This is a genomic window from Hymenobacter polaris, assembly GCF_012927305.1.
Classification (GTDB): Bacteria; Bacteroidota; Bacteroidia; order Cytophagales; family Hymenobacteraceae; genus Hymenobacter; species Hymenobacter polaris.
Window position 1 is genome coordinate 287,854 of the sequence record NZ_JABBGH010000001.1, and the last position, 21,160, is coordinate 309,013.

General features: G+C 61.3%; 16 protein-coding genes. 11 read left to right on the plus strand and 5 right to left on the minus strand.

Translation table 11 applies throughout. From position 1 onward, the window contains the following. The first annotated feature begins 324 nt into the window (after window positions 1–324). The gene (locus HHL22_RS01175; protein WP_169529143.1) at window positions 325–807 is read left to right on the plus strand and encodes a hypothetical protein; all 483 of its coding nucleotides are present in this window, start codon (window positions 325–327) and stop codon (window positions 805–807) included. On the opposite strand, the gene HHL22_RS01180 is transcribed toward HHL22_RS01175, so the two are convergent. Both HHL22_RS01180 and HHL22_RS01185 read right to left on the minus strand, forming a co-directional pair. Next, complete coding sequence (locus HHL22_RS01180; RefSeq protein WP_169529144.1) at window positions 785–2,281, minus strand: HAMP domain-containing sensor histidine kinase; 1,497 nt, start codon at window positions 2,279–2,281, stop codon at window positions 785–787. The genes HHL22_RS01175 and HHL22_RS01180 overlap by 23 nt on opposite strands. A gap of 162 nt (window positions 2,282–2,443) precedes the next feature. After that, window positions 2,444–3,364 carry an MBL fold metallo-hydrolase gene (locus tag HHL22_RS01185; RefSeq protein WP_206680673.1) on the minus strand — a complete coding sequence of 307 codons (921 nt, stop codon included), beginning with the start codon at window positions 3,362–3,364 and terminating at the stop codon, window positions 2,444–2,446. A 173-nt stretch (window positions 3,365–3,537) separates the two neighbouring features. Between HHL22_RS01185 and HHL22_RS01190 the strand changes: the two genes are divergently transcribed. Next, window positions 3,538–4,422, plus strand: a complete 885-nt coding sequence (locus HHL22_RS01190; RefSeq protein ID WP_169529145.1) for a clan AA aspartic protease — start codon at window positions 3,538–3,540, stop codon at window positions 4,420–4,422. A gap of 153 nt (window positions 4,423–4,575) precedes the next feature. Here HHL22_RS01190 and HHL22_RS01195 read toward each other — a convergent pair whose 3' ends face one another. Both HHL22_RS01195 and HHL22_RS01200 read right to left on the minus strand, forming a co-directional pair. Then, a complete protein-coding gene (locus HHL22_RS01195) occupies window positions 4,576–5,883 on the minus strand; it encodes an esterase-like activity of phytase family protein (protein ID WP_169529146.1) in 1,308 nt (435 codons plus the stop codon). Between the two features lie 208 nt (window positions 5,884–6,091). After that, window positions 6,092–7,444, minus strand: a complete 1,353-nt coding sequence (locus tag HHL22_RS01200) for a sigma-54-dependent transcriptional regulator (RefSeq protein WP_169529147.1) — start codon at window positions 7,442–7,444, stop codon at window positions 6,092–6,094. A gap of 111 nt (window positions 7,445–7,555) precedes the next feature. Between HHL22_RS01200 and HHL22_RS01205 the strand changes: the two genes are divergently transcribed. The 9 genes from HHL22_RS01205 to HHL22_RS01245 all read left to right on the plus strand — a co-directional run bounded on the left by HHL22_RS01205 (window position 7,556) and on the right by HHL22_RS01245 (window position 19,733). After that, window positions 7,556–8,011 (plus strand): GNAT family N-acetyltransferase, encoded by a 456-nt coding sequence (locus HHL22_RS01205; protein WP_169529148.1) that lies wholly within the window; start codon window positions 7,556–7,558, stop codon window positions 8,009–8,011. A gap of 109 nt (window positions 8,012–8,120) precedes the next feature. After that, the gene (locus tag HHL22_RS01210) at window positions 8,121–9,242 is read left to right on the plus strand and encodes an AAA family ATPase (RefSeq protein ID WP_169529149.1); all 1,122 of its coding nucleotides are present in this window, start codon (window positions 8,121–8,123) and stop codon (window positions 9,240–9,242) included. Next, window positions 9,208–9,786 carry a hypothetical protein gene (locus HHL22_RS01215; protein WP_169529150.1) on the plus strand — a complete coding sequence of 193 codons (579 nt, stop codon included), beginning with the start codon at window positions 9,208–9,210 and terminating at the stop codon, window positions 9,784–9,786. The genes HHL22_RS01210 and HHL22_RS01215 overlap by 35 nt, the downstream gene beginning before the upstream one ends. 120 nt (window positions 9,787–9,906) lie before the next feature. Beyond that, window positions 9,907–10,056 carry a hypothetical protein gene (locus tag HHL22_RS01220; RefSeq protein ID WP_206680674.1) on the plus strand — a complete coding sequence of 50 codons (150 nt, stop codon included), beginning with the start codon at window positions 9,907–9,909 and terminating at the stop codon, window positions 10,054–10,056. Between the two features lie 177 nt (window positions 10,057–10,233). Further along, window positions 10,234–10,686 (plus strand): hypothetical protein, encoded by a 453-nt coding sequence (locus tag HHL22_RS01225; RefSeq protein ID WP_169529151.1) that lies wholly within the window; start codon window positions 10,234–10,236, stop codon window positions 10,684–10,686. 114 nt (window positions 10,687–10,800) lie between these two features. Then, window positions 10,801–11,508: a PspA/IM30 family protein gene (locus HHL22_RS01230; protein WP_169529152.1), complete on the plus strand. Its 708-nt coding sequence runs from the start codon at window positions 10,801–10,803 to the stop codon at window positions 11,506–11,508. Window positions 11,509–11,560: 52 nt separating this feature from the next. Beyond that, window positions 11,561–12,199 (plus strand): hypothetical protein, encoded by a 639-nt coding sequence (locus tag HHL22_RS01235; RefSeq protein ID WP_169529153.1) that lies wholly within the window; start codon window positions 11,561–11,563, stop codon window positions 12,197–12,199. 176 nt (window positions 12,200–12,375) lie between these two features. Beyond that, complete coding sequence (locus tag HHL22_RS01240) at window positions 12,376–14,535, plus strand: flotillin family protein (RefSeq protein WP_169529154.1); 2,160 nt, start codon at window positions 12,376–12,378, stop codon at window positions 14,533–14,535. Between the two features lie 173 nt (window positions 14,536–14,708). Next, window positions 14,709–19,733, plus strand: coding sequence for a DNA repair ATPase (locus HHL22_RS01245; RefSeq protein WP_169529155.1), 5,025 nt, complete (start codon window positions 14,709–14,711; stop codon window positions 19,731–19,733). A gap of 28 nt (window positions 19,734–19,761) precedes the next feature. Here the strand turns inward: HHL22_RS01245 and HHL22_RS01250 are convergent, their stop codons facing one another. Next, on the minus strand, window positions 19,762–21,153 hold the full coding sequence (locus HHL22_RS01250) for an AlbA family DNA-binding domain-containing protein (protein WP_169529156.1): 1,392 nt from the start codon (window positions 21,151–21,153) through the stop codon (window positions 19,762–19,764). Window positions 21,154–21,160 lie beyond the last annotated feature (7 nt).

Genomic DNA, 21,160 nt, shown 5'->3' on the forward strand with positions numbered 1-21,160 from the left:
CCCGACTGGCCGCCCAGGGTGCGCCCCGCGCCGGCCAGCGGCGCCCGGCCGGCGCGCGAAGAAACCGCCCGCTTGGCCGACTGAACCACCGGATTAGCCGAGCGCGCCCGGCCGGCGTGCCACCCTAGGGGCAGTTTTGGACTCTGGCTAGGGTGAAGGCTGGTAAACCAGGCTTCATGCAATGCTTTTACAAGGCCGCTAAACTTACCAACGAACAACGAGTCAGACTGCACTGGATGGGGGAAAACTACGTGAACACGACCCGGCCCGCCCCTTGGGGCGCGCCGGCCATTAGCTAGTAAAACTACTGCCACTGATTTTGCCATGACGCCCTTCACCCCCGCCGCCGTCCCCGATTTTCTGGCCCTCACCTACCGGCCCGATTTGCACTTGCTCGTGTGCCGCTGGCGGCGGCCGGTATCGGGCGCCGAGTTTCGGGTAGGCTACCGCGCCATTTTGGCCCTGGCCGTGGCCGTGGGCTGCCCCTACTGGCAGGTCGATTTGCGGGGCTGCAACGCCGCCGAAGCCGAAGCCCGGCAGTGGCTGACCGACAAGTTCTTGCCGCAGCTGCCTGGTGCCCTGGCGGCCCCCGTGTACCTGGGCTACCTGCTCTCGCCGCAGCTGCTGCGCCAGCTGCCAAGTGGGCTGAGCAGCGCCGTGCCGCCCACCGATGCGCCGCCCAGTGCCGGGCACCGCGCGGCGTTTTTTGCCGAGGAGGGTGCCCTCACCGCCTGGCTCAGCCAGTGCCAGCACCGCGGCCCGGCGGCGCTCGCGCAGGCGGGCTTTACGCGGCCGCTGGCAGCGTAAAGGTGAAGCAGCTGCCGTGCCCCGGCTGGCTTTCGACCCACAGCTGCCCGCCCTGGGCCGTAATAAACTCGCGCGAGATGCTGAGCCCCAGGCCCGAGCTGCCCCGCGCCGGTGCCCCGCCGCCCGGCGCCCCTAGGCTGCCAAAGCGCTGAAAAATGCGCTGGTGGTGCTCCTTGGCAATGCCGGGGCCCTCGTCCTCTACACTTACCTGCACCATCTCGCCCCAGGGCACCGCCCGCACCGTGAGCGCCGCGCCGTGGGGCGAGTAGCGGATGGCGTTGGCCAGCAGGTTGATGAGCACCCAGGTGGTCTTTTCCACGTCGGCCAGGGCGGCGGGCAGCGGCTCGGCCAGCTGCACGTGCAGTTGCAACTGCTTGTCGGTGAGCTGGGCGCGCACCGTGTCGGTGGCGTAGCGCACCACCTCGGGCAGCGGCACCGGCCCTAGGCGCAGTTGAATCTGCTTGCCAGCGTCGAGCCGCGCCACCTCAATGAGCTGGCCCACCATGCCCAGCAGCCGCTGCGTTTCCGAACGAATGCCGTCGGCAATTTCCTGGCGCCGCTCGGGTTCTAGGCGCTCGTCGCGCATCAGCATCAGGCTGAGGTTGATGCTGGCCAGCGGCGTCTTCAGCTCGTGGCTCACGGTGGCCAGAAACTCCGATTTCACCTGGTCGAGGTTCTTGAACACCGACACGTCGCGTAGGCAGAGTACGTGCCCGGCCGGCACGGCCCGCTCTAGCTGCTCGTTGTACTCCTGCACCGGGCTGATGCTGAGTTGGTAGTGTTTATTTTCGCCGTGGGGCCGCACCGTGAAGATGGGTCCGCCCGCCTCCAGCAGGGCCGCCTCGTCGGCGGGGTCGGGCGTGGCCCAGGCCGCTTCGAGGGCGGCCAGCGTTTGCAGCCACTCGTGCAGCATGGGGCAGTGGGCGGCCACCTGGGCGGCGGGCTGGCCCAGCAGCGCCGGCGCCGGCAGCCCCAGCAGCTGGCAGGCCACGGGGTTGGCCAGCACCACGAGGCCGTGCTGGTCGATGAGCAGCAGGCCCTCGTCGAGGCCGCGCACGAGGCTATTGGTGCGGTTTTGCTGGGTTATCAGTTCGGCCAGGGTGGCGCGGCGCTCGTCTTCGGCCTGGCGCAGCACCCTGTTGACGGCGGCGGCCACGGTGCCCACCTCGTTGTTTTTGACCACCGCCACGCGCGTAGCCGGCCCCGGCCCTGCCACGCGCTCCACATCGGCCGTGAGGCGGTGCAGCGGGCGCGTCACCAGGCGCGGCAGGCGCACCATCAGCGTGATGCCCAGCAGCGTGCTAATGCTCAAAAACAAGAAGACCGCTTGCTGGGCCAGCCGCGCATTGGCCGCCTGCACCGGCGGCGCCTCGCTTTCAAGCTGGTGAATGGTGAACACCACGTAGCTGCCCAAGCTCAGGAGCAGGCCCAGCATAATGAAAACGCCCAGGCGAATCTGCGTTTTTAAAGACATATCGTTTCAACGTTACGCTACACTACCAGCGCGAGCTTGCGAAGCAATCGCAACCCAGACGAGACCCTAGAGCGTTGTTCGGATTGCGATTGCTTCGCAAGCTCGCCATGACAGCCGTAGCGTACCATTCAGAACCTACTTATCGTTTTTGCGGCCCGGCCATTACAGCGGTAGCTCCAGGCCTTCGCTGGCCACGTGAAAGCCCAGGCGCTGCACCTCGCGCCGCTCGGCGCTGCCGGGGTCGAGCAAGGGGTTGGTGTGGTTGAGGTGGAGGAAGTAGACCTTGGCGCGCTCCCTAGGGGGCAGGTCGGCCAGCAGGCGCAGAGTTTCTTCCACGAAGGGGTGGGGCACCTCGGCCATGTCACGCGCAATTTCGCCGTTGCGGTAGAAGGTGCCGTCGAGCAGCACGTAGTCGGCGTGTTTGATGACTTCGGGCAGGCGCTGGTCCCACCGGCTCCACTTATCAATGTCGGGGATGAAAATGGCCGTTTTATGCTGACCCTGAATAGCATAACCCACGGTTTCGGTAAACTCGTCGCGGTGCGGCACCAGGAAGGGCGTCACGCGCAGCTTGGGGTTCAGCACCATCGCCTGGCCGGCCGCCAGCGGCTGCAGGGCAATGTTGCGCAATGCCACTAACTGGCTCCAGGGAGCGTTGCGGGTCAGGAAGTCGGCCATGCGCGGCATGGCGTACACGGGCACGGCGCTGGCCCCCAGCGCTTCGCGGCCCAGGTGCAGCAGCCCCGTATAGTGCCCGATGTGGCCGTGGGTGAGGAAGATGCCGGTAGGCAGCGTGCCCGGCGTGGGCAGGTACTGGTTGAGGGCAAAGAGCTGGGCCGGCAGGTCGGGCGTGGCCTCAAACAGGAATTTCTGCTGGGCGGCCTCGTCCACCACCCCTAGGGCCACCACCTGCTGCCGCTGGCGCAAGCCCAGCGCCACGGCCGCGTACTCGCCGGTGGCGCCCGCCTGGGGGTAGCCGCCGTCCTGCGCTACGCCCAGCACCACCAGCTGCTGCTGGGCCAGGGCCGGCAAGGCGAGCAGGAGCAGCAGGAATGGCAGGAATGGCAGGAGCAAATACTTCACGTTGAGGGTAGTTGAAACGGCGCGTAAAAAACAGATTTACATGCTAAACGCTATCAATAGCATCAGCCCAGCCATTTACTTTGCGCACAGAGCTAGGAGGGTTAGGTGCTGGCGTAGCCTGCGCTACGAGCAGCACAGGGGCCGTAGCTGTTTTCTCCTTAAGCGCATACACCATGAAACACCTGCTACTGATTGTTCTGCTGCACCTCGCTTTTCAGGGAGCAGCTCAGCCCAATGTGCTGCGCGATACGATTCCCTTCAAAATGAACGCGCAAAATAATATGTACGTGCGGGCGGTATTCAACAAAGCGGATACGCTAAACCTGAACTTCGACACGGGCACCACGGAGTTGGTGCTAATAAATAGCGTGCGGCAACACAAGCTCAAGTCGGCGCCCACGCTCTACAGCACGGTGTACGACCTGAAAATCGGCGCGACTACCTACCGCACCAAAGTCTACGACGCCGAGCTGACGGCGCACGAAACGGATGGCCGCTTCGGCTGGGACTTGTTTAAGGGCAAAGTTGTGGAGCTGGACTACGACAAGAACCTGCTGATTGTGCACGCTGCCCTGCCGCCCAGCGTAGCCGAGAGTAAGCGCTACACCAAGCTGCCCCTTGCGTTTGAAAAGGACTTGCTGCTGATTACCGGCGCGCTGAAGCAGAGCGGCGTGGTAAACACCGCCTCCTTTTTATTCGATAGCGGCTACCAGCGCACGGCCATGCTGGACGACGAGCTACTAAAGCAGAGCACCTTCCCAACGGACCAGATGCCGCTGATAAAGAAGGTGGTAATGCACGGGGCGCAGGGCAACGAAATTCCGGTGCTCACGAAAAACCTGGCCGTTTTGCAGCTCGGAAAATTCAAGCTCAAGAACGTGCCTGTCCAGCAGCTGACTGGCAGTAAGCTCTTCAAAAACAAGCACCTGCACATCCTGGGCAACGAGGTATTGAAGCGGTTCAACACCTTCCTCGACCTGCAAGCGGGCGTGGTGTACCTGAAGCCCAATCACTACTTCCGCACCGGCTATATCGAGCGTAAGCCAGCGGGCGCGTAGGGGGCTAGGGTTCAAGTGGAACCAGGTGCAGCAAAGCCGTCAGGCTGAGTCCCGCGAAGCATCTCTACCGCGTCTCTAGGAGTTCCGTTCGGTAGGGATGCTTCGCGGGGCTCAGCCTGACGGCCTTCTTTGTTGGCCTACTAGCTGTACTGCTTAGCGCAGGGCTTTATCGAGCTTCACAAAATAGATGCGATTGACATCGACCTTGCCGGTGGCGGGCAAAATTTTGGGCGCGAAGCCATTGCTGCCGTTATCCACCACGCCAAAATCGTCGTCGTTGGAAATAGCCAGTACGTCGTTGCCGAGGAGGGCCAGGCCCTCGGCCTTGTCGTGCGGGTACACCGGCGAAATGGCCGAGCCCAGCAGGTCGAGCACCAGCGTTTTGGTGACGGGCACCACGCCGGCCGCCGCCAGGCCCGCCTGGTCTTTGAGCTGCTCCACGGTCTGGCCATTGTAGAGCTTGCCGGCGGCCGCGTTGCTGGCATCCGAGATGTCGGTGGCGCCGGCCAGGTCAAATTTGTACACCCGCTTGAGGGCGGCCGGCTTGCTGGCGTCGCCGCCGTAGAGGCCGTCGCGCTCCAAGGCCAGGAAGGTGGTGCCGCTGATGGCCGCGATTTCGCTGCAGCCCGTTAGGCTGGCGTTTTCCATCAAGTAGGCGTACTGCTTGGTGGCGCCGCTGGCCAGGTCGAACGTGACCACCCGCAGCACCGTGGAGCCGCTCACGGCTGAGGAGGACGGGTTGTAGAGCGGCGACTGCATGAGGCCCACCAGCGTTTTGCCGTCGGGCGTGAGGCAGAGGCCTTCCATGCCGCGGTTGGGGCGGCGGCGGGCCAGCACCAGCGGCAGCGTGCGCCCGCCCTGGCCCGTGCCGAAGGGGTTGATGCGCTCGAGCTGCTTGCCGGTGGCGTCGAAGTGCGCAATATGCGGGCCGTACTCGTCGCTAATCCAGAACGTGCCATCGGGGGCCAGCACCAGCCCTTCCGAGTCGATGCCGTCGGCGCTGGTGCCGAGGGCGTTGCCGCTCAGGTCGAGGGCGGTTTCGCCGGTGCTGCCCTGGCCGGCGGGGTTGGGCAGGCCGGTGAGGGGCAGGCCGGCCGAGTTCTTCAGCAGGATGGTTTGCTCCAGCGTCAGCTGGTTGTCCTTGAGCCGGAACTTGCCAATCTGGGGCGTGAAATCGGCCTTGCCAAACACGATGGAGTTGGGGGCCACGCCGGCCGCGTTGGGGCCACGGTCGGTGAGCAGGTAGAATACGGTGGGGTCGCTGGGGTCGGGCGCCAGGGCCGAGCCGAAGCCGCCGTTGTAGAGCACCGTGCCGTTGGGGGCGGTGGCCAAGGTTTTGGGGTTCGAGGCTTCGGCGTAGGCGGGGTAGCTGGCGGTGGCCGGGGCGTCGACATCCTTCTGGCAGCTGGCCAGGGCGGCGGTGCCAAGGAGGAGGGCTAGCAGCGGGTAGTGCTTAGGCATTTTACAGGGGATGGAGCTGGAATTAGCCGGCAAAATTCCCGCGCTCGTATTACCCCAACATTGCCCCTAGGCTACGATTCCGTATATATTAATTGAATTGAAAAGCGGTCATGCTGAGCGCAGCCGAAGCATCTCTACCACGCCCCCTGGGGTGTCGTTGTTCGGTAGAGATGCTTCGGCTGCGCTCAGCATGACCGCCTTTACTGCTTCACTCCACCCCGTACTCCTGCAGCTTGCGGTAGAGCGTCGTCAGACCGATGCCCAGGCGCTTGGCTACTTCGGGCTTGTTGCCCAGCAGCTCGCCCATCAGGCGGCGGATGTGGCGCGCTTCGAGGCCGCGCAGGCTTTCGTCGTCGGCAGGGGGCCTAGGGCTGGTGCCGGCGTGAAACTCGTCGGGCAGGTAGGCGGGGGCCAGCAGCTCGCCGGCCGGGGCCAGGATGGCGGCGCGCTCCAGCACGTTCTTCAGCTCGCGCACATTGCCGGGCCAGGGGTAGGCTTGCAGCAGCACCAGCGTGTCGGGCTCGAAGCCGGGCAGGCGCTTGGCCAGCCGGGCGGCGAAGTGCTGCAAGAAAAACGCGGCCAGTAGCGGCACGTCGGTGCGGCGGTCGGCCAGCGGCGGCACCACGATGGTGAACACCGAAAGGCGGTAGTACAAATCGGGCCGGAAGCGCCCCTCGGCGGCCTCCTGCTTAAGGTTGCGGTTGGTGGCGGCCACCAGCCGCACGTCCACCTTGGTCGGCTTGGTGTCGCCGAGCTTGGTAAACTGCTGCAACTCCAGCACCCGCAGGAACTTGGCTTGCACGTTCAACTCCAGCTCGCCGATTTCGTCCAGAAACAGCGTGCCGCCGTTGGCTTCTTCCAGCAGGCCCTTCTTGTCGGCCAGCGCCCCCGTAAAGGCGCCTTTCTTATAGCCAAACAGCTCGCTTTCGAGCAAATCCTTGGGGAAGGCCGAGCAGTTGACGGCCACGAAGGGCTTGCTTTTGCGCCCGCTGGCTTGGTGCAGCGCCTGGGCAAATAGCTCTTTGCCCGCGCCGGTGGGGCCTTCGAGCAGCACCGTGCTGTCGGTAGGCGCCACCTGGCGGGCCAGGGCTTGGGCGCGGCGCAGGGCGGGCGCCTCGCCAATCATACTGTCGAAGGTGTGGCCCTGGCTCATGCGCTTTTCCAGCTCGGCCACGCGGCGGCGCAGGCGGGCTTTCTCGGCGGCGCGCTCCACCACTACCACCAGCTGCTGCTCAAAATCGCCCTTGGTGAGGTAGTCGAAGGCGCCCTGCTTCATGGCCCGCACCCCGTCGGGGATGGTGCCGTAGGCCGTGAGCAGCACCACCTCGGCCTCGGGCGCCAGCGCCTTGAAGCGGGGCAGCAAATCGACGCCGTGGGCATCGGGCAGCTTCACGTCGCTGAGCACCACCAGCACCTCCTGGGCGTGCTGCCCCAGCAGCCCTAGGCCCCGGTAGGCATCCGGCGCTTGCAGCACGGTGTAGCCTTCCAGCTCCAGCACCTGGGCCAGCAGCTGGCGCAGCCGCGCTTCGTCGTCGATGAGGAGCAGGGTTCCGGTGGGCACTTTGCTAGTGGCTTAGGTTAGGAAGCCAAAGGTAGGAGATGGGTAGGTCGGCTAGGCATAAGCGGCCGGCCGTACCCTAGGGCGCGGCTACCCCACTATTTTCGCGGTCCTATGACCACACCCATTCGCTGGATCACCAAGCCCTTCGCCGCCCTCACCCTGGCCGAACTCTACGCCCTGCTGCAACTGCGCAGCGAAGTATTCGTGGTAGAGCAAACCTGCGCTTTCCAAGACATCGACGGGCACGACCAGGCCGCCCTGCATCTGCTGGGCCATACCGAGGCGGGCGAGCTAGCCGCCTACGCCCGCCTGTTCGAGGCCGGGCGCAGCTACGCGCAAGCCAGCATCGGGCGGGTCGTGACCTCGCCGCGCCACCGCGGGCAGGGCCTAGGGCGGCAGCTGCTGCACGAGGCCATCGCGCAGTGCGAAGCGCAGTTTGGCGCGCAGCCCATCAAGATTGGGGCACAGCAGTACCTGCTGGATTTCTACCAGAGCTTCGGCTTCGTGGTGGAAGGCGAAGGGTACCTGGAGGACGGCATTCCGCACGTGCACATGGTGCGGCCCTAGGGCTTCGCCCGCAACCTGCGCACCAGTGGCTCCGTGCCCTCAGTCAGCTAGTGAATATCTCCGGTGGCATTCGCAAGGCGCCGGGGCTTGAGTAGTTTATCTTTGAACTATGCTAAAACGCCTCCATTTACAGAATTTCACTGTCTTTGCCGATGCCGAATTTGAGTTTGGGCCGGGGCTAAATGTGCTTGTTGGTACCAATGGGACCGGGAAGAGCCACGTGCTGAAGGTGGGGTATGCGGTAGAAACTACTAGGTATGATATAAATAAACGATACGGTTCTGTTTCTAAATCATCGCTTGGGGCTATTTCATCGGCTTGGGCTGAGATGCAAGACGTCTCACTCAGTCGTATTTTTTCGGTAGCTCAGCTGATTCAACTTTTTAGGTGGGGAGGAGAAGGTGAAGCAGAAATTGATGTGAAATTTGAAACAGATAGAGGCGTTTTAATAGAAATTGCTTCGGCAACAATTCAAGCTTATGTTGGCTCGGCGGGCATAAAAGTAGATAGTGCGCTTGAAAATGAAGCCCTGATAGCGAAACCTGTATTTATTCCAGCAAGAGACGTGCTTACACTTAGTTGGATACTACCTACAATAGAGCAATTAATTATTCCGGTAGAAAAAAATTACTTGGATTTACTTAATCAACTTAGGCTTTTACCGCTTCGTAGTTTAGAAAAAAATAGCGTTATTACTGCTCTGAAGGATATAATAGGCGGGGAGATACAGGCAGAAGGTGATATTTACTCGCTAATTGATAAAAGTGGGCGTCGAGTATCAACTAATATGATGGCTGAAGGACTTCGTAAATTCGGTACGCTGCAGAAGCTGCTTGCGAATGGTAGTCTCACTAAAAAAAGTACTCTGTATTGGGACGAGCCCGAGGCTAACCTAAACCCCGCGCTTCTCCAAAAACTCGCCGCTATTTTAGCCGAATTAGCTCGCCAGGGATTTCAAATAATTCTGGCCACGCATAGCACAGATTTACTAAAAGAATTTCATATCCTTTCACGTCAAAAAGACGCTAAGCCATTGCCGATAAAATACTTTGGTTTAAATGCTCAGCCGGGCAAGGCTACGACAGTAATTACCACCGATAATTTTGAGCATCTGCCCGACGTGGTAGCGTTGGAAGTGGAATTAAAGCAAGCGGAGGAGTTAGAGGAAATTTTTATCCGCGAAGACCGGGAGTATTATGCCAACCATCCAGGAGAACAACCTAGCCTTTGATTTTCCGGCCAACTGGTATGCAGTAAAATACGACCACGATGCAGAGCCAGCCAGCGGCGAGCCAGCTGGATTTTACCGGCGGATTATTTTGAGCGAGGGCGTGCAGCAGGTGCGTGGGATGGACATTGTATGCCGGCTACCGGGCGAGTCTAAGTGCTTGCAGCTTATCGAGGTAAAGGATGAGCGCAAGCGTGACCCTGCCACCGATATTGCAGTGCGCCACGAGGAGCTTCGGCAGACGATGCTGCGCAAAACGCTGGGTACGCTGGCTAGTCTGGTGCTGGCCGAGCGACTCGGCAATGCTTCGTTGCGGCCGGTGGCTTGCCTCAGCCAGCAGCCGCTGATTGAAGTAGTGCTTTTTTTAGAGGAGACCCCGCTAGCCCCGCAGCGCAGCACACTGCTGCGCAAAGTGACGGAGAAGGACCGGAAGAATATCCTCGACCAGAAGCTCACGGCTAAGTTCTATCAGTGGGGTATGCCATTCTTTCTGTATGATTTGGATAAACGCAGCCCGGCGCTCTGGCAGGTACGCGATTTAGTTTAGCTTAGCTGTACAGCTACCACGCCAAACCTAGGGCGCCACTAGTGGTTAGAGGAAGCAACTGCTCGTTTCCGCGTGAAAAATCTGTTTTATCCTGCTTCAAACCAAACCACTACCTGCCTAATGGCTGAAATAAAAGCCCTGGCTGCCAGCGTCGCCCACGGCCAGCTCGAACCATTTAGCTACAACCCCGGTCCCCTAGGGGCCGAAGAAGTAGACATTGCCGTGGAGTACTGCGGCATCTGCCACTCCAACCTCTCGATTATAATCTAGGGTTGTCACTTACCAAAAACGGCCTCATCGCGGAGCGGTGAGGCCGTTTTTTTGTGCCTAGGCTCCCACGACCAGCGTTCTAAAGCTGCCGTAGTTCGGGCCCCACGCTGGCAAACTGAATACCTGTGCACTAGCGTGCAACGTCGTGCTTAATTTGGTGGCCTCAATGCCAGAGATATGCCAGTACGTTTTCGGAAGCTAGCGGAAGCCAGCCGCGTGGGCGAGCCGCCGCGCACCCAGCGGTTCAGGGCGGCCGTGCGCCAGCGGCGGCAGCGCCTCGATGGGGCCGTGGCCGAGTCGGCGGCGCGGCTGCTGCCGTTGGTGGCGATAGTCGCGGCCCTGCAATCCCCGCCCATCCAAGAATCGGTGTTTCGCACCTGGCGCAAGAAGCTGCGGGCGCACTGGGACACGGCCTACGCCGCGCTGCAAGCCGCCCCTTGCGGCCCCGCCGGGCCCGGCCACCACGCCCTGGCCCACGCCCTCCACACCCTGGCCGAGCTGCTGCGCGACGAAGCCCGCGATATCAGCCCCGAGGAATGGCAGCGCGCCGCCAAGGAGCTAACCCTGGCCACGCTCAAAAATGCGCCGGGCCTCATTAGCGCGGTGCAGCAGGCGCAGCGGCTGGCCTAGGGGCCTGTAATTGAAATGGGCGTTGCGCGATAATGCGTTAGGTTTGTTGCGCAGGGCGCCGTAAGCCCGCGGTAGTCGCAGTTTTCCGGGTTTTCCTTTCACTATTTCTGCGTTATGAACATCTTGCAGCGCCTCTTCAAAGTAGGGCAGGCCGAAGCCCACGCCGCCGTCAACCAGCTCGAAGACCCCATCAAGCTCACCGAGCAGGGCCTGCGCGACCTGCGCCAAGACCAGGAGAAGGCCCTGCACGCCCTGGCCGAGGTGAAGGCCACCGCCATTCGGGCCCGCACCGAAGCCGATGGCTACCGCGCCAAAGCCACCGACTACGAAAGCAAAGCCGTGCTCCTGTTGCAGCGGGCCCACCGCGGCGAGCTACCCGCCGCCGAGGCCGACCGCCTGGCCACCGAGGCGCTGCTTAAAAAAGCCGAGAACGAAACCCACGCCACCCGCGCGGCCAGCAGCCAGGCTACCTTCGAGCAGCAGGCCAACCAGCTCGACCAGCGCGTGCAGGAGCTGAAAGCCACCATCGGCCAGTGGGAAAACGAGCTGAAGTCGCTGAAGGCCCGCCTGGCCGTGAGCACCGCTACCACCAGCATCAACAAGCAGCTGGCCCAGCTCGACTCGTCGGGCACGGTGGCCCTGCTCGAGCGCATGAAGGAGAAAGTGGCCGTGCAGGAGGCCCTAGGGGAGGCCTATGGCGAAATTGCCCAGCAAAGCAAGAGTGTGGACGCCGAGATTGACAAAGCCATTGGCCGCCCCGGCGAAGCCCAGGCCAACGAGGAGCTGGCCGCCCTCAAAGCCAAGCTCGGCCTCAATGGCTAGCGCGGCCCTAGGCGGCCTGTAATTCCCGCCCAGCCCTACCGATATACCCCCCATGAACGACTTGCTGCGCGCCGCCGTGCTGCCGCCCAACCTGGTGCCCACCGGGCTGCTGGTAGTGGTGCTGCTGTACTGGCTCACGGTCATCGTGGGCTTGCTCGACTTCAAAACGGTAGATTTCCACGCCGACGCGCACCCGGGCGTGCACCTAGATGGCGCCCACCTCGGCGCCGGCCACTCCGACTGGCTCGACGGGGCGCTGGCGTTCTTCAACATCGGCCGCGTGCCGGTGATGCTATTCGCGAGCTTCGTGGTCCTGCCGCTGTGGGTGGGCAGCATTCTGGCCAACTACTACACCGGCAACACCTCGCTGCTGCTGGGCCTGGCCCTGCTGCTGCCGCTGGGGCTAGCTAGCCTCTTGGTAGCCAAGGTGCTGACTACGCCGTTCGTGAAGCTCTTTGCCGTGCTCGAACAGGATGCTACCGGCGCCGCCAGTGCCCTCGGCAAGGTGTGCACCGTGCTGCTGCCCACCACCCCCGAGCGCCTGGGCCAGGCCAGCGTCCGCATCGACGGCGCGCCGCTCATGCTCAACGTGCGCGCCCTGCGCGGCAGCCTCCGCAAAGGCGAAACGGCCCTGGTAATCGACTACGACGAGCAGCGCCGCTGCTACCTGATTGAGCCTTATGCAGCGTGACCCCCTAGGGCCCCACTCTTCACTCATGCGCCGCGCTTGGAAAAAGGCGCTGCTCGAAGCCGCGCCACTCGTCCTAGAAGTACTGGCTAATAGCTGGATATAGCGGAGTTTCGCTGCGGCTGAGCTTACTTTACCACATTTTCATTTCTATACATCAATTAATTTCTACCCCTTTTATGGTTGCACAACTATCCTGGGCCGTATTGGTCATCCTGGGCGTTCTGATACTGGGCTTTCTGGCCATCGTGTCGCGCATGTACCAAAAGGCCGTGCAGGGCGAAGCGCTGGTGCGCACCGGCCTGGGCGATACCAAGGTGTCCTTTTCCGGCATCTTCGTGGTGCCGGTGCTGCACAAGCTGGAGGTGATGGATATCAAGCTGAAAACCATCATCATCGCTCGCTCGGGCAGCGAGGGGCTGGTGTGCAAAGACAACCTGCGGGCCGACGTGAAGGTAAACTTTTTCGTGCGCGTCAACAAGACGCACGATGACGTGGTGAACGTGGCCCAGAGCATCGGCGCCCACCGCGCCTCCGACCCCGCTGCCCTGGAGGCGCTGTTCGATGCCAAGTTCTCGGAGGCCTTGAAAACCGTGGGTAAGCACTTCGATTTCATAGAGCTCTACAACTCGCGCGAGCAGTTCAAGCAGGAAATCCTGCGCATCATCGGCACCGACCTCAACGGCTACGTGCTCGACGACTGCGCCATCGACTACTTGGAGCAAACGCCGCTTTCGGCTCTTAATCAAGATAATATTCTCGACGCGGAGGGTATCAAGAAGATTATCGCCCTGACTTCGCAGCAGAAGATGCAGGCCAACCAGATTCAGCGCGAGCAGGAGAAAACCATTAAGAAACAGAACGTGGAGGCGCAGGAAACCATCCTGCAGCTGGAAAAGCAGTTGGCCGAAAACCAGGAAAAGCAAACCCGCGAAATCGCCAGCATCCGGGCCCGCGAGCAGGCCGAAACCGAGAAGGTGCGCCAGGAAGAAAAGCTGAAAAGCGAGAAGGCCCGCATTGCCACCGAGGAAGAAGTGAAGGTAGCCGAGCAAAACCGCGACCGGCAAATCTTGGTGGCCGAGCGCAACAAGCAGCGCACCGACGCCATCGAAACCGAGCGCGTAGCCCAGGCCCACGCCCTCGAAGCTAACGAGCGCGAGCGCATTGTGGCCCTAGCCCAGATTGAGAAGGAAAAGGCCCTGGAAGAAGAGCGCAAGAACATCCAGGTAATTATCCGCGAGCGCATTACAGTGGAGAAAGCCACCGTGCAGGAAGAGGAGCGCATCAAGGACACCCGCGCCCAGGCTCAGGCCGACCGCGAAAAGCTGGTGGCCCTCACCGCCGCCCAGAAAGCCAACGAAACCAGCACCATCACCTTCGTCGGCAACGCCGAGATGGAGAAGCAGGCCGCCGAGTTCCGCGCCAAGCAGCTGCTCATCGACGCCGAGGGTGAGCGCGCCGCCGCCGACCACCGCGCCCAGGCTATGCGCATCTTGGCCGAAGCCGAGGCCAGCAAGGCCGCCGCCGTGGGCCTGGCCGAAGCCCAGGTGATGCAAGCCAAGGCCACCGCCCGCCAGAAAGAGGGCGAAACCCAGGCCAACGTGCTGCAACTCACCGCCACCGCCGAGGCCCAGGCCATCCAGGCCAAAGCCACCGCCCAGGCCGAAGCCGACGAGAAGCTGGGCGTAGTAGCCGCCAAGGTAAACCGCGAAAAAGGCCTGGCCGAAGCCGGCGTAGTCGAAGCCCGCGCCGCCGCCGACCAGAAGCGCGGCCTGGCCGAAGCCGCCGTCAACGAGCAGAAGTTCACGGTCGAGGCCAAGGGCATCGAGGCCAAGGCCGACGCCATGAAGAAGCTCGACGGCGTGGGCAAAGACCACGAAGAGTTCAAGCTGCGCCTTGACAAAGAGAAGTCGGTGGAACTGGCCCAAATCGGCATCCAGAAAGACATCGCCGCCGCCCAGGCCGACGTTATCGGCGCGGCCCTGAAAGCCGCCAAAATTGACATCGTGGGCGGCGAAACTATGTTCTTCGACCAGATTATCGGCTCCATCGCCAAGGGCAAGGCCCTGGACCGCACCGTGCACAACAGCGAGGTGCTGAGCACCGTGAAGGACACCTTCTTCGGCCCCGACGGCGGCGGCGACTTCAAGACCAACCTGCACAAGTTCGTGCAGCAGTTCGGCATCAGCAGCGAGGAAATGCGCAACCTGAGCGTATCGGCCCTGCTGCTGCAATTGATGAACAAAGCCAGCGACGACAAAACCCGCGGCACCCTGGCGCAGCTGGCCAGCACGGCCAAGGCGCTGGGGGTGGGGGATAAGCCGGTGCGGACGATTTAGGACCGCCCTCCGCGGGGCGCCTCACCCCCCGGCCCCCTCTCCTTCAGAGAGGGGGAGCCTGACGTCTTTTGATACAAAGCCAACGGCCAGACTGCCGTGGCTCCCCCTCTCTGAAGGAGAGGGGGCCGGGGGGTGAGGCGCCCCGCGGAGGGCGACCTATTTTGCAAGCACTAATGCAACCCACCCCCCAACTCGAAGGCGGCACCTACGACATCCTGCGCACCCGCCTGCAGGCCAGCGGCGCCGACCTCCAAACCCGCCTCTCAACGCTCAATGCCGAGCGCAAGGCCGTGTATGGCGCCATTGATACGCACCTGCTGGGCACCAGCCGCATCACCACCACCAACAACTGCGTGCCGTGGGACATGGTGGCGGTGGGCCGCCGGTTTATCTTCGGCTTCAACGTGGTGATTGGGCTCAAGACCGAAACCGAGCTGGGCGACGTGTTTGGCGTGTACCAGTACGCCGGCCGCGAGTTTCAGCCCCTAGGGCTGGAGATGCTGCAAAACCCGCAGTTTCTGGAGGAGTTTCGCAACTTGTACCGCTACTACAAGAACACGCAGTTCGTGAAGTTTGCGGTGCGCGGGCCATACCTGTTCATGGTGTTTCGGGTGGGCAAGAGCGCCAGCGACATCAAGACGTTTAAGTGGCTGCTGGACGAGGAAAATGACACGCTGAGCTACCTCGACAACCGCAGCGACCACGAGTACAGCTACCCGCCGCAGCAGGAGTTCGTGTGGAAGCGCGCCACCCGCGACATGCAGGTGGCCGGCAAATACCCCCACATCAGCATCGAGGACAAGGTATTCGTGGAAACCATCGGCGGCGACCTCACTATCAAGGTCGAGAACAACACCGAAACCGGGCGCGGCATCCTGGCCGAGCCGGTGGCCGATAAGGACCAGACCCTCGACGACTCGGAGGTGTACTACGCGGTGCTCGACAATCTGGTGCTGCTGAAAATCAAGCCCTATCAGGAGCCCGACTACCGCTACTTCCTCTTCAACGCCAAGCTGCGCACCGCCCAGCGTCTCGACGCGCTGGCCGAGGCCTGCGTGCTGCTGCCCGATGGTCAGGGCCTGATTTTCCCGCACGGCTTCTACCTGCAAACCGGCGCCAGCAAGCTCTTCGAGAACGGCCTGCGCAACATGCACTTCGAGAAGCGGTTGGCCTCGCCCAACGGGGAGGACTTCCTGTATGTGTTCTACAACCGCGAGGACGGCACCTACCTGCTGCTCTCCTACAACCTTATTGCCCAGCGGGTCGATAACCCCATCATCTGCCACGGCTACGCGCTGTTCGAGGATGGGGAATTGTGCTATTCTCGGGCCGACGACGAGCCCAAGAAGCACCACGCCGTGCAAATCTGGCAGACGCCCTACGTGGCCCCCGACTTCGAGCTGCCTCAGACCCAGGAATCGGCCCTCTATAAGCTGGGCAACAAGGAGATAGTGCGGGCCATGGCTGAGGTGCAGGAGGTGCTGACGCTAGCCGGCAAGGAAGACAGCTACGCCGGCCTCTACCTCGACCTGGTGCGCCGCACCACCACCCTCGCCGACGCCTACCACTGGCTGGCTGACCCCGCCGCCCAGGCCCTGGCCGAGCCCCTGGGCGAGATACGCCAGACGGCCACGGCCGCCATCGAAGAGTTTGATAAAGTGCGCGCTATCCGCAAGAGCACGGCCGACGCTGTGCAGCGCGGGCTAGCCCAGGCCGACGAGCTGCGTGCCCGCATTGCCCGGCTGCCCGACGTGACGGATGTAAACGACTACGTGCGCCTGCTGGCCGAGCTGCGCGCCACCCGCGGCGAAGTCATCTCCCTCAAAGAGCTGCGCTACGCCGACCTGCCCGCCATCGAACGCGCCGCCGCCGACCTGGCCGAAGTCAGCCAGCAACTGGCGGGGCAGACGGTGGAGTTCCTGCTGCGGCCCGATGCCCTCAAGAGCTACGCCACGCGGGTGCAGGCCATTGCCGAGGGGGTGGAGAAAGTGCAAAAAACCACCGAGGCCGCCGAGCGCGAGAAGGAAGCCGCTGCCGTGGCCGGCGAGCTGGAATTGCTGATTGAGGTGGTCAATAACCTGCCCCTCGACGACCCCACGCAAACCACGCGCATCATCGACAGCATCTCGGGCATCTACGCCGGCTTCAACCAGATTCGGGCGGCCCTTAAAAGGCGGCGGCAGGCGCTGGCCGGCACTGAGGCCCAGGCCGAGTTTACGGCCCAACTCAAGCTGCTGGAGCAGGCCCTCGTCAACTACCTCGACCTGAGCGACACGCCCGCCAAGTGCGACGAGTACAGCACCAAGCTCCTGGTGCAGCTGGAGGAGCTGGAAGGCCGCTTCCCCGACTTCGACCAGTTTCTGAGCACGCTGGCCGAGCGCCGCGAGGCCGTATCGGAGGCCTTCGAGTCGCGCAAGGTGAGCCTGGTGGAAGCCCGCAACCAGCGCGCCTCGGCCCTGGCGCAGTCGGCCGAGCGCATCATCAAGGCGGTGCAAACCCGGCTGGCCCGGCTCGACACCGTGGCCGACATCAACGGCTACTACGCCGCCGACCTGCTGGTGGAGAAGGTGCGCCAGACCGTGCAGGACCTGCTGGCCCTAGGGGATACCGTGAAGGCCGACGAGCTGCAAAGCCGCCTCAAAACGGTGCGCGAGGACGCCGTGCGCCAGCTCAAGGACCGCAGCGAGCTGTTTGCCGACGGCGGCCAGGCCCTGCGCTTCGGTTCCTACACCTTCACCGTCAACACCCAGCCCCTCGACCTCACCATCGTGCTGCGCGACGGCGAGCTGCACTACCACCTCTCGTGCACCAACTACTTCCAGAAGCTGACCGACCCCGCCCTGCTGGCCGCCCGCCCGGTGTGGGAGCAAGCCCTGGCCTCGGAAAACGCCGCCGTGTACCGCGCCGAGTACCTGGCCTGGCTGGTGCTGCAAGCCGCCGAGCACCCTAGGCCCGCCCAGGCCGATGCGCCCGCCGTGCTCAGCCTCAGCGAATTAGCCAAGCTCACCCCGCCCGAGCTAGCGGCCTACGTGCAGCAATTTATGGCCCCGCGCTACGCCGAGGGCTACCTCAAAGGCGTGCACGACGCCGACGCGGCCCTACTGCTGGCGGCCCTGGTGCGCCTCACCGCCACGGCGGGCCTGCTGCGCTACCCCGCGCCCGCCCGCGCCGCCGCGGCCCTCTACTGGCTGCGCTTCGCCCCCGAAACTCAGCGCGCCAGCTGGCAGCGGCAGCTGCACGGCATCGGCGTGCTGCTGCAAGTATTCCCCGATGCCCGCGAGTTTGCCGGCCTCATGCAGGAGCTGCAACAGGCCATGGACGCCTTCGCCAGCCATACCGGCCTCTTCACCCCGGAGGAGGTGGCCGAGTCGGGCGAGTACCTGTTCTACGAGCTAACCCGCGGCGAAACCTTCACCACCTCGGCCGAAGCCGCCGACCTGCTCGACCGCTTCCAGCAGGCCCTAGGGGCGCGCAACGCCACCGAGCCCTACGAAGCCTCCGTAGCCGCCCTCGCCGACCAACCCGCCGCCCAATACCAGCTGGTGCGGCAGTGGCTGGGGGCGTTTGAGCCCGCGCCAGGCTACCCCACCCCCAGCCCCTCCCCTCCGGGGGAGGGGAGCCTGACGACTGCGGGCGTCAGCCATACGGAAAGCACTAATACAGATGGTCGCGCCGCCGTGGCTCCCCTCCCCCGGAGGGGAGGGGTCGGGGGTGGGGCTAACGGCGCCGGGGTCCTAGAGGCCGCCGTCCTATTAACTACCCACACCTACGACCCCGCCCGCGTGCTGCGCACGCCCCTGCGCGAAACCCTCACCGGCCTCCAGGGCACGCACCCGCGCATCCAGGAGCAGCGCCTGGAGCTGGGTTTACCAGAGTTTCGGCACCGGTTGGGGCAGTACGCGCGCACGGTGGTGCCGCGCTTCGAGGCGTTTCAGGCGCAGAAGAAGGAGCTGCTAGCCCGCGCCGCCGAGGAGCTGCGCCTCAGCGAGTTCCGGCCGCGGGTGCTGGCGTCGTTCGTGCGCAACAAGCTCATCGACGAGGTGTATCTGCCGCTCATCGGGGCCAACCTGGCCAAGCAGATTGGTACGGCGGGGGCCGACAAGCGCACCGACCTTATGGGGCTGCTGCTGCTGGTTTCGCCGCCCGGCTACGGCAAAACCACCCTGCTGGAGTACGTGGCCAACCGCCTAGGGCTGATTTTTATGAAAATCAACGGCCCGGCCATCGGCCACGCCGTCACGAGCGTGGACCCCGCCCAGGCCCCCAACTCGGGCGCCCGCGAGGAGCTGCTCAAGCTCAACCTGGCCTTCGAGATGGGCGACAACGTGATGATATATCTGGATGATATTCAGCACTGCCACCCCGAGTTTTTGCAGAAATTCATCTCGCTCTGCGACGCCCAGCGCAAGATTGAGGGCGTGTACCAGGGCCGGGCCAAAACCTACGATTTCCGGGGCCGCAAGGTGGCCGTGGTGATGGCCGGCAACCCCTACACCGAGTCGGGCGAGCTATTCCGCATCCCCGACATGCTGGCCAACCGCGCCGACATCTACAATCTCGGCGACATCATTGGCGACACGCGGGCGGCCTTCCTGCTTAGCTACGTCGAGAACGCGCTGGTAGCCAACCCCGTGCTGGCCCGCCTGGCCGCCAAAAGCCAGGCCGACGTGTACCCGCTGCTGCGCCTGGCCGAAACCGGTGACAGCACCGGCCTCAGCTTCGAGGCCGCCCACTCGCCCGAGGAAATCGCCGAGTACGTGGCTGTGCTGCGCCAGCTGCTGGCCCTGCGCGACGTGGTGTTCCGGGTAAACGAGGCCTACATCCACTCGGCCGCCCAGGCCAACGACTACCGCACCGAGCCGCCCTTCAAGCTGCAAGGCTCGTACCGCAACATGAGCAAGCTGGCCGAGAAGGTGCGCCCCATCATGAACGAAGTTGAAATCCGCGCCCTGCTCGAAACCCACTACACCAGCGAGGCCCAGACCCTAACCAGCGGCACCGAGGCCAACCTGCTCAAGCTGCGCGAGCTGCTAGGCTGGCTCACCCCCGCCGAAGCCGCCCGCTGGGCCGACATCAAGGCCACCTTCGTTCGCAACCTGCGCACCAGCAGCAGCGGCCAGCTCCTGCAAGTGCTCACCCAGCTGGAAAACATCGCCGGCGGCATCGGGGGGATAAAGGAGGCGCTGGGGCGGGGGTGAGGGAAACTGATTATAAATCAAAAATTTGTTAGGCTTCGATATTGTCGAGGTATAAGATACGGTCAATATTGCAAATTACTTTTCTAATGAGAGTTGCTTCAGATGATTTCATTATAGAAATAAGAGAATATATTTTCTTGGCTTGTTCTAATACATATTCTTTGTTCTGAATAATAAAGTCAGCACTCAGATGACTAGAAGCTTCAATTATTCGCTTTAAATGGTCTTCATATAACTCATCAGCAATATTGGTTTTATTTATTAAATTATTATATGCAAGTGTGCGAATAACCTTTATCTTGTCAGACGGCTTTATCTCATTATGCCTTTCAAATGCCAATTGTATTGTTTCATCTAGAGTTTTTCCAACTTCAATATGGAGCTGTAATGACGTTATCAATACACCTTCTTGGTAAAGCTCGTCTTTACTATCATGCTCAATTCTTCTTAAAACTTCGTTCTTTGTCTTAATAACAACGTCTGCGCCTTCAATGCTATTTATTAGTTCTATAGCAGTTGTTTTTGTTAAGTCTGCTTTGTAGATAAGAAAAAATAATGGGTTATACTGACTGGAAGAAAAAGTCAGTTGTTGTAGCATTAAGTTTGGATGCTCACACGTTTGATTAAAGAAGCTTTCATAAATATCAGCTTCTTTAGATAAGACAGGTTTTGCTGTGGCTTCAACTTCAATCTCACCCTTTACTACATATGCTGGGGCTCCATCTCTATCTACTAGTTTCCCATGTTTGATTAAGTTTAGTTTCTTAAGTGTATCCTCATGTAATACAAGCTTTTGATTATTCTTACTTCCTAAATCAACTTCTCCGCTCTCAGTATTAACGAAGGCTACGTTGTCAATACCTATATCCTTTATTTTTTGCATCGATTCAATAAATTTATTGACTCTATTCTGAACTTCTTCATCTAGTATTTTTCTAAGGTCAGCAGATTCGATTTTAGTAACTTGTGCCGGATAGCGGTAATATATCTCGCCTCTCTTAACTGGTCCTGAGTCTACTTTGACAAGCACTGGCTTGCTATTGGCTTTACTTATGGTTAAAAAACCTATTAGCAATCCGACGTATCTATTTGTGTAAAATATATAATCAATATTTCCATCTAAGCCATTTCTAATTGTAGTGCTAACATATCTATTATCAAGATTTTCATACTTGTCTTTTATGCCTACTAATTCATGTGTGTCAGGGTCTATGCCAAAAATAATTGTGCCTCCTTCATTATTAGCAAAACCTGCAATTGAGGATAGGTAAGCTTTGTCTATAGTTTCCCCATTTGTATGAAGTGACTTCTTGAATTCAAGAAAGGAACTTTCTTCAATTCCAGTAACGAGCTTAGGCTTTTCTACGTCGACACTTGCTTTGAACAAAATGAGCATCTCTGATTTTGCGTTATCAATCATGTGGTTG